The 9,187-nt window shown below is 66.9% G+C and carries 7 protein-coding genes and 2 pseudogenes; 2 read left to right on the forward strand and 7 right to left on the reverse strand.

Annotation, left to right across the window (positions count from 1 at the left end; translation table 11 throughout):
- Positions 1-108: 108 nt before the first annotated feature.
- Positions 109-372 carry a DUF3073 domain-containing protein gene (locus JF66_RS09825; RefSeq protein ID WP_035877440.1) on the forward strand — a complete coding sequence of 88 codons (264 nt, stop codon included), beginning with the start codon at positions 109-111 and terminating at the stop codon, positions 370-372.
- 148 nt (positions 373-520) lie between these two features.
- Here JF66_RS09825 and purM read toward each other — a convergent pair.
- The 3 genes and pseudogenes from purM to JF66_RS21695 all read right to left on the reverse strand — a co-directional run bounded on the left by purM (position 521) and on the right by JF66_RS21695 (position 3,638).
- A pseudogene (gene purM, locus JF66_RS09830) lies at positions 521-1,623 on the reverse strand (phosphoribosylformylglycinamidine cyclo-ligase).
- Entirely contained in the window at positions 1,620-3,209 is a 1,590-nt protein-coding gene (gene purF, locus JF66_RS09835; RefSeq protein WP_051973371.1) for an amidophosphoribosyltransferase, read from the reverse strand. The pseudogene purM and the gene purF overlap by 4 nt, the downstream one beginning before the upstream one ends.
- A gap of 12 nt (positions 3,210-3,221) precedes the next feature.
- On the reverse strand, positions 3,222-3,638 hold the full coding sequence (locus tag JF66_RS21695) for a hypothetical protein (protein WP_051973372.1): 417 nt from the start codon (positions 3,636-3,638) through the stop codon (positions 3,222-3,224).
- A 30-nt stretch (positions 3,639-3,668) separates the two neighbouring features.
- Here JF66_RS21695 and JF66_RS09845 point away from each other — a divergent pair, with 30 nt between their 5' ends.
- The gene (locus JF66_RS09845; protein ID WP_081882289.1) at positions 3,669-4,577 is read left to right on the forward strand and encodes a ribokinase; all 909 of its coding nucleotides are present in this window, start codon (positions 3,669-3,671) and stop codon (positions 4,575-4,577) included.
- Positions 4,578-4,630: 53 nt separating this feature from the next.
- Here the strand turns inward: JF66_RS09845 and JF66_RS24305 are convergent.
- The 4 genes and pseudogenes from JF66_RS24305 to JF66_RS09860 form a co-directional block, all read right to left on the reverse strand.
- Positions 4,631-5,527 (reverse strand): annotated as a pseudogene (locus JF66_RS24305) (endonuclease/exonuclease/phosphatase family protein); the annotation flags it as partial.
- A gap of 20 nt (positions 5,528-5,547) precedes the next feature.
- Positions 5,548-6,918: a HAMP domain-containing sensor histidine kinase gene (locus JF66_RS09850; RefSeq protein ID WP_035877442.1), complete on the reverse strand. Its 1,371-nt coding sequence runs from the start codon at positions 6,916-6,918 to the stop codon at positions 5,548-5,550.
- Positions 6,915-7,598, reverse strand: coding sequence for a response regulator transcription factor (locus tag JF66_RS09855; RefSeq protein ID WP_035877443.1), 684 nt, complete (start codon positions 7,596-7,598; stop codon positions 6,915-6,917). Before JF66_RS09855 ends, JF66_RS09850 begins: the two co-directional genes overlap by 4 nt.
- A gap of 91 nt (positions 7,599-7,689) precedes the next feature.
- Positions 7,690-9,187: metallophosphoesterase (locus JF66_RS09860; protein WP_035877444.1), on the reverse strand; the 1,498-nt coding region annotated here is incomplete at its 5' end.

The following is a 9,187-nucleotide window of genomic DNA, read 5'->3' on the forward strand; positions in this document are numbered from 1 at the left end:
GTCATGCTAAACTGGCATTTAGTTTTTTGAACATGTTCTACACATTTTGTTCGGCAATCTCCCGAGTGACTCCGGCTCACTCGGCCTGGCATCGTAAGGGGGTCACGCATGGGGCGCGGCCGTCAAAAAGCAAAGCACACCAAGGTCGCTCGGGAGCTGAAGTATTTCAGTCCCGATACGAACTACAACGCGCTCGAACGCGAGCTCACCGGGCATCCGTCCGACCCGCGCCTCGACGAGGATCTGGCCAAGTGGCCGGAGTACGAGAAAGACAAGGCCGAGAAGGCTGCGGCTGCCACGGACTCCGACGACGATGACGACGACCAGTACGTCGATCACTACGCCACCGAAGACGAGCAGCGACGAGCCTAGCCCGCACCGGGCACGTCGCCCAGTTCACGCACAGGCCCCCGGCGTTCGTTCGCCGAGGGCCTTTCCGCGTCGCTGACCCCGTCAACCGCGGAGCGGTTCGGGCGCCGTTCACAAGGGCGTGCCCAGACGCCCACGGCATCCGTTTGAGTTAGCCTGCGAACGAGCCCACGAGGCGCACGGCGCCGCCGTTCACGCCCTTGGCGCCCTGCTCGAAGCCCGTAATGTCGTGCGGCGCCATCGATACGCGCCCGGTGACCCAGGCGGGGATTCCACTTGAGGCCAGGCGAGCGATGACGGATGATGCGGAGCCCGCGTCGACGACGGCGAACATGCCCACGCCGAGGTTCCAGGTGCCTTCAGCGCTCTCGAGCGAGGTGCCGGCCATGTCGCTGAGCACGCGGAACACGGGAGCGGGCGACCAGGTGGAGCGGTCGACCTCGACCCAGGATCCCACCGGCAGCACGCGTGCGAGGTTCGCCGCGATGCCGCCGCCGGTCACGTGACTGAGGGCGTGGATGGCCCCGGCGAGGTCGGTGTCGGCGAGCACGTCGAGCAGCGGCCCGGTGTAGAGGCGGGTGGCTCAAGCAGCACCTCGCCGACGACGCCGCCGAGTTCAGCGGAGGTGTCCGTGTAGCCGATGCCGCGCTGAGCCAGAATGTGGCGCACGAGCGAGTACCCGTTGGAGTGCAGCCCGGACGAGGCCATCGCAATGACGACGTCTCCCGAACGCACCTTGTCGGAGCCGAGAACCTGGTCGGCCTCGACCACACCGGTGGCCGCGCCGGCCACATCGTAGTCGTCCACGCCCAACAGGCCGGGGTGTTCGGCGGTCTCGCCGCCGACGAGGGCCGTGCCGGTCTCCGAGCAGGCGCGGGCGATGCCGGCCACGATCGAGGCGATGCGCTCGGGAACGACCTTGCCGCAGGCGATGTAGTCGGTCATGAACAGGGGACGCGCGCCGACGACAATGATGTCGTCGACGACCATGCCCACCAGGTCCTGGCCGATCGTGTCGTGTTTGTCGATGGCCTGAGCAATGGCGACCTTGGTGCCCACGCCATCTGTCGACGTGGCCAGCAGCGGCTGGCGATAGGACGTGAGGAACGACACGTCGAAGAGTCCGGCGAAGCCGCCCACGCCGCCCCAGACCTCGGGACCGTGCGTCTTGGCTACGGCTGATTTCATCAGCTCGACGGCGAGGTCACCGGCCGCGGTGTCTACTCCGGCTGCTGCATAGGACGAATTCGTCATTCTTGTCTTCCTGGATCGCCGAACGGAACCTGTCCCAGCGCCGCGAGGGCTTTATCCCGCTGGATCGTCGGGGCAAGCACGGCCTCCAGCTCGGAGTCGGGGCCGGGGTCGCATCCGTTGCTGGCCGGTTCACGCTCGAGCAGGTTTTTACCGAGGTGCTGTGATTCGGGCAGGGGGATGGGATAAATTCCGGTGAAGCACGCCGTGCACAGGCGCTCGCGCGGCTGCTCGGTGGCCTCGATCATGCCGTCTTCGGAGAGGTAGCCGAGGCTGTCGGCGCCAATCGACTGGCGAACCTCGTCGATCTCCAGCCCGGTCGCGACCAGTTCGGCGCGGCTCGCGAAGTCGATTCCGTAGAAGCAGGGCCAAGTAATGGGCGGGCTCGAGATGCGCACGTGCACCTCGGCGGCGCCGGCCTCGCGCAGCATGCTCACGAGGGCGCGCTGCGTGTTGCCGCGCACGATCGAGTCATCGACGACGATCAGGCGCTTGCCCTTGATCACGTTCTTGAGCGGGTTGAGCTTGAGGCGGATGCCGCGCTGTCGGATGGTCTGTGACGGGGCGATGAAGGTGCGGCCCACGTAGGAGTTCTTGACGAGCCCCTGACCGAACGGGATGCCCGATGCCTGGGCATAGCCGATCGCGGCCGGGGTGCCGGACTCGGGCGTCGGAATGACAAGGTCGGCCTCGACCGGATGCTCCGCGGCGAGCCTGCGACCCATCTCGACCCGGGCCTCGTGCACGCCGCGACCGGCGATCGTGGTGTCGGGGCGGGCGAGGTAGACGTACTCGAAGACGCAACCCTTGGGGTCGGCCTTGGCGAACCGTTGCGTGCGCAGCCCGTTTTCGTCGATGGTGATGAGCTCGCCGGGTTCGACCTCCCGCACGAAGCTGGCGCCGACGATGTCGAGGGCGGCGGTCTCGGAGGCAACGACCCAGCCGCGCTCGAGGCGACCGAGCACGAGCGGACGAACGCCCTGTGGGTCGCGGGCGGCGTAGAGGGTGGTCTCGTCCATGAACACGAGGCAGTACGCGCCGCGGAGTCGCGGGAGCACCTCCAGAGCGGTGGCCTCGAGGGTGTGGTCAAGGTCTCCGGTGAGGAGGGCGGTGATCACGGCGGTGTCCGTCGTGTTGCCGCGCGCCAGCTCGCCGTCCACCTTGGGGTAACGCTCACGCACGAGTTCGAGCAGCTCGGCCGTGTTGGTCAGGTTGCCGTTGTGACCGAGGGCCACGGTTCCGCTCGACGTGCGACCGAGGGTGGGCTGCGCATTCTGCCAGCTCGACGACCCCGTGGTGGAGTACCGGGTATGTCCGACCGCAATGTGGCCGAGCAGGGTGCTCAGTGAGGCTTCGTTGAAGACCTGTGAGACAAGTCCCATGTCCTTGTAGATGAGGATCTTCGAACCGTCGCTCGTGGCGATTCCGGCCGATTCCTGGCCGCGGTGCTGCAACGCGTACAGCCCGAAGTAGCTGAGCTTGGCCACCTCTTCACCGGGTGCCCACACGCCGAAGACGCCGCAGGCATCCTGGGGGCCCTTCTCGCCTGGAAGAAGATCGTGATTTAACTGTCCGTCGCCGCCGGCCACTGTATAGCCCCTCTACTCGGATTTTTCAGGGAAATTGTGGGTGTCGGTTGACTCGTGCGGCCCGGAGGCGGCGGGTGAATCATCCCGTGCAAGTCTATCCGCGAGCACCGTGTGGGTCCGGCGGCCGATGACGCGATCGAGCACCAGCGCCACGATGCCTCCCAGCAGCACACCCACCGCGAGGCAGGCCAACAGCAGGAAACCGAAGATCTGGGCCTTGGTGAAGTCGGCACTGCCGGGGAAGCCCACGGTGAGCCCGACCGCGAGGGCCACGCCCACGGCGGCGCCGAGGATCATGAAGTTCTTGTAGCGCGGCGAGCGGTGCACCGAGAGGGTGTCTGCAGCGATGACAGACTCCGGACTTAGATCAGGATCAAAACCGTCGTTGTTGGGCGTGGGCTGCTGTTCTGGCTGTTCAAGAGAACTCACCCGATTATTCTGCCATGGCAGACTGAGACGGTGAACAGAATTGTGGTACTTGGCAGCGCCAACATGGATCTCGTCGTTCGCCAGAGCCGGCTCCCCCGCCCCGGCGAGACGATTTTCGGCAGCGGTTTCGAGACCGTCCCGGGCGGCAAAGGGCTGAACCAGGCCGTGGCGGCGGCTCGACTCGGCGCATCCGTCGACTTCGTCGGTGCCGTGGGAACGGATGCCTATGGCGACGAGCTTCGTGCGCTGCTCGCGGCCGAGGGCATCCGCTCCCCGGGGTTGGCGTCATCGACAGAACCCACCGGAACGGCGCACATCTCCGTGGTGGACTCCGGCGAGAACTCAATCGTCGTCGTGTCCGGCGCAAACAGCACCGTGACCACTCTCGACGCCGCCCAGCGGGAGACCATCTCGACGGCGGCCTTCCTGGTGATGCAGTGCGAACTACCGATTCCCGTGCTCGTGGAAGCGATTGCGCTCGCCCGCGAGGCCGGGGTCTTCACGGTGCTGACACCGGCGCCGGTCGTACCCCTGCCCGACGGCTTTCTCGCCTCGGTCGACCTCGTGGTGCCGAATCAGATCGAGGCCCAGGAGCTCACGGGCGAGTCCGACCCGGTGCAGGCGGCCGAAGCGCTGAGCACCGGCCTGACCTGGGCCATCGTGACGCTGGGTTCCGAAGGCTGCGTTGTGGCCTACGACGGCGAAGTGCTGGGCCTTGCCCCGGCGCGCCCGGTCGAGGCCGTGGACACGACGGCCGCCGGCGATACTTTCGTGGGAGCTCTCGTGGCACGCCTCGCGACGTCCACCGGGGCGCCCACCGAGGAAACCATGGTGGAGGCACTGCGCTGGGCGACCGTCGCCTCGTCGGTGTCGGTCACCCGGGTTGGGGCTACGACCTCGATGCCGTCGTTCGACGAGGTCGCCGCGATCCTCGCCTGAGCCCGGCTGCGTGAGAGGTTCATGGTCGCCAGCACGGCGAGGTGATCGCTCTCGCCAGCAGAGAACACCGTGTTGCCGGTCACCTGCATCCCGCGCTGCAGCACGTGGTCCAGCCGGGCGACGGGCATCGGCGATGCCGGCCAGGTGAACCCGAATAGTCCGTCATCCTGATTCGCCGCGCTGAGCCGGGCCGTAACCTGCCTGAAGGCGCGATCGGTCGAGGACGCGTTGAAGTCGCCGACCGCAATCACTCGCTCGCTCGCATCCGTCTGAAGCATGTCGGCGAGCCTCGTGAGCATCGCGTCCCGGTCGGCCTGGTCGCCGAGTCGGGCTGATGCTGCGTGCACAACGTAGACCGTCACCGGTCCGGACGGCGTGTCGATGGTCACGCGAAGAGCCCGGTTCCACGCCAGTCCGAGGGCGAGCGGCTCGGCTTCCACAATCGGATATCGACTCCACAGCCCAACTGTCGCTACGCCGTAGTACTGCGGATATGACGGGTCCAGGACGGCACTGATCTCCTCCCTCGTGTGGCCATCCATCTCCTGGACCGCCACGAGATCCGCATGCGTTGCCGCCAGCGCCTCGGCGGACTGCCGAGCCGTTCCCGATTGTGCCTGCACATTCTGGCTCGCGACGGTCAGGTGGGAAGCGGCAGTCGCCTGCGGCGTCCACGACAGAGGCACGGCTCCCGGCAGAAACACAACGAGCCACACCACAACGGGCGCCAGAACTATCAGCCTGTACCGACCACGGGGGGCCAGACATCCGAGGGCGATCAGGACAGGAAGACACAACCCCAAAAAAGGGAGCCCCGTGTCGAACACGAGTCCGACGCCGAAAGCCTGCGGTATCAACCGGGGCGCGCCCAGCATGGCTGTGAGCGTCAACGACACGACGATGAGCGCGAGTGAACCGGCTCGGGAGACGGAGGGGGGACGAAGGGGCATGTCGCTACTGTGGGCGGCGACTATGAGGAAAACATTAAGAATGTTGTGTCACGGGCGGGCAGGCGCACCGTCACCGTTGCTCCCGGCGGGGTATTCCGGGCGAGAATTGAACCGCCGTGCTCGGAGCAGATCTGGTGGGCGATGGCGAGCCCGAGACCGGACCCCGGCAGCGCCCGGGCCGACGGTGCCCGGTAGAACCTGCTGAAGACCAGCTCGATCTCCTCGGGATTGAACCCCGGCCCGGAGTCCGCAATCGACAACTCGATCTCCGGCCCGACTCGACTCAGCTGTGCACTGATGGTGTCGCCGGACGAGCTGAATTTTGCCGCGTTGTCAAGAAGGTTCGTGACGAGCCGGGCCAGTTGGGCCGCGTTGCCCGGCACCATCCATAGCACCGAGTCGTCGATCCGTGATTCAAAGCCGCGCTCCGGCCAATGACGGCGAGCCTCGCTGACACAGTATTCGACGAGTTCACCCAGCTCGACCTCGGAGGCTGGCATCGGTTGCTCCGACCGGGCCAGCTCGGTCAGGTCGTTCACCAGTTGTGTCATGCCCACAATTTCCCGTCGGACGCTGTTCTGGAGTTCGGTGCGCACGCCGGCCGGCAGGTCATCCCGTTGCAGCAGGGTGAAGTTCGTGTGCAGGCTCGTCAGCGGCGTGCGCAGTTCATGCGAGGCGTCGACCACGAGCTGCTTCTGGGCGGTCTGGGAAACCTCGAGCTCGCCGAGCATGACGTTGATGGTCGCGGCCAGCCCGGCGAGTTCTTCGGTGCCCGGGACGGGAATGCGGTGGCTGGGGTTGCGCGTTGTGGCGATCTGATCGGCGGCGGCGGCGAGCTGGCGGATGGGACGCAGCCCACGCCGCGCCCCGACGTACGCCGCGATCGCCGCCGCCGAGACGCCCAGAACCCCAAACCCGCCGAGGAGAAGGCGCAGTCGTTCGACGGCGACGTCGACGGACCGCGTGGCCGTGCCGGTCAGAACCGCGCGGTCGCCCGAGATGGCGGTCACGAGCATCCGCACCCCCACGCCGTTCACGGTGGCGTCCTGGTAGAAGTCCGCCTCTGTACCGGCCGCGACGCCCAGCGCCGCACCGTTCACAGGCAACTCGAGCGGCGAATCGTCGGGTGCATCGGTCGCTGAAATGATGCGCGTGCAGGCAGGACCTCCCCCAACATCGCAGTACCCGCTCGCGGTCCAGTCCGTTTGCGCCTCGACGAGCCGCGCAACCCGGATGGCCTCCTGCTGCACGGACAGATCCTGCAACCGATGCAGTTCATGGCTCATAAGCGCGTACACGGCCGCGGTGAAGGCAACGATCACGACGGCCATCACACATCCGAGGGTCAGCGCGAGCCGGCCGCGAAGGGTGCGCCGATGCGACTGGATCATTGCTCGGCCAACCTGTAGCCCAGGCCCCGCACGGTGTGGATCAGTCGCGTCTCACCGTGCGACTCGAGTTTGCGCCGCAGGTACGACACGTAGACGTCGAGGGCGTTGGAGGCCGGCCCGAAGTCGGACTCCCAGATCGCCGTAGAGATCTGCGCCCGGGTCAGTATCTGCCCGGGATGCTCGAGGAGAAACCGCAGCAGGGCGAATTCGGTGTTGGTGAACTCTATCCGGCGCCCGGCACGGGTGCCGCTCCGGGTGGCGATCTCGATCGACAGGCCCGCGAAGACGCTGCTGTCCTGCCCGGTGGCGTAGGCCCTGCGCACGAGGGCACGCAGCCGCGCGAGCAGTTCGGCGAGCTCGAATGGCTTGCTGAGGTAATCATCGGCTCCGGCATCGAGACCGGCGACACGCTCATTCACCCCCGCGCGGGCCGTGAGCATCAGGATCGGCACACGGTCACCGGAGGCGCGCAGTTGCCGGCAGAACGAGAGACCATCGGTTCCCGGCATGGTCACGTCGACAATGATGGCGGCGGGGTCCTCGCGCGCGGTCTGCGCGAGGCCGTGCAGACCGTCGTTCGCCGTCACCACCCGGTAGTTCTCAAGGCGCAGGGCGGTGCCGAGAGACAGGCGAATTTCGGGGTCGTCGTCGATCAGGAGAACACACAGTTCGTCAGTCATGGCCACGCGAGTCTAACGAGGGCAACCTCGTGCTCGCCCGGTCCCGGCTGCAGCAGGCGGTGGCGGCGTCACGGAACCGGGGGCAGGCGCGTCAGGGGCGAGAACGGATGCGCCGCACGGAGACGGTCGCGAGCACCCCCGCGGCGAGCAACGCCAGAAGCAGGAGAGCGATCGTCCAGATGCCGAGCGGTTGCACGTCGTCGACGGCGGCCAGATCGGAGTCGTTGGCCGCGGCATCCGGCGAGTCGGCGGCACCCGATGAGTCGTCGGCGCTCGGTTCCGCCGTCGCCGAGGCGGCCGCACTGGCCGCGAGCTCGGCAGCCACTTCTGCGGCCAGCGCCGCCGCCGCGGTGTCGGCGAGGGCCTGCGATTCGGCGCTGAGCACGACGGCGACAACCGCACGGTGACCGGCGGGCCCGTCTCCCGCCGTCTCCGCGCCGGGAACGGATGCACCGGGAACCGCGCCGGGCACCGCTTCGGGCACCGGGGCGGCCTCCGGCGGGACGACCGCGGGCACCGCCACGGTCAGCCGTCGCACCTCGGAGTACGCCGTGGCGCCGAACGGATCCGCAGAGAAGGCGTACCAGCCGTGGCTGCCGGGGCCGGGGGTCCACGCGGCCGACACGTCGGTGCCGCTGGCCACATCGGCGAAGGCCGCGATCTCGGTGGTCGTCAGGATGTCGACGGTGAAGGCATCCGTTGCCAGCGACTTGACCGTGGGCGTGAGGCCGAACGCGGCGTAGGTAACGGCGAACTCCTGGTGCTGGAGTTCGAGGGTCGGGTCGTCGGAGTTGTACGTGTCAAGGTAGGGCGAGTAGGTGCGCACCCCGATCTGTTGGCTCTGATTGTCGAACTGCAGCAGTCGCAGGAACGACTGGCCGCCCTCGGGGAGCCCCTGGTAGTCGAAGAGCATCTGGTAGACCGAGCGATCGGGTACGCCGTCGCCGGTGTCGTCAAACTCATCGATGCGGGTGAAGGCGTCGTGGTAGTGGCCGGAGAAGACCATGCCCACGTTGGCGTTGGGGGCCACGACCTCGTCATGGATCTGCTGGGGAACCTCGCCGAGTCCCCCCGTGGTGAGCATGTACTCGTGCAGGTTGAGGATGGCCGTGCGCTCGGGGTACCGGGCGAGCACCTCGTTGAGCCATGCGATACCCTCCTCGCTCGGTGCCCAACCGAGATAGAGCATGATGAAGTCCATTCCGCCGGCGGTGATCAGGTCGTAGTGCCCGCGGTTGTCTTCGAAGCTCTCGCCGTACCAGGGGTTGGCCTGGTAACGATCGGCCCCGAAATTGGCCTTGTAGGCGGTGTAATCGTCGTCTTTCTGGCCCACGTCATGGTTGCCGGCCAAGACTCCGTAGGGCAACTGGGCGTCATCGAGCATGCTGTAGGCCGCGTTGGCGTTCGTCCACTGGTTCTCGTCGAGGTTGTTGTCCACGATGTCCCCGGTATGGAAGACATATTGCAGGTTGGTGGCCTCCCGCTGCCCGAGCAGGTAGTCGTGGATGTCGAGCTGCCGCTGGTAATAGGAGGCGTTGTAGTACTGCGTATCGGATTCCCACGCCAGCGTGAAGTCGTACTCCGACCGC

Source organism: Cryobacterium sp. MLB-32, assembly GCF_000738085.1.
GTDB lineage: Bacteria > Actinomycetota > Actinomycetes > Actinomycetales > Microbacteriaceae > Cryobacterium.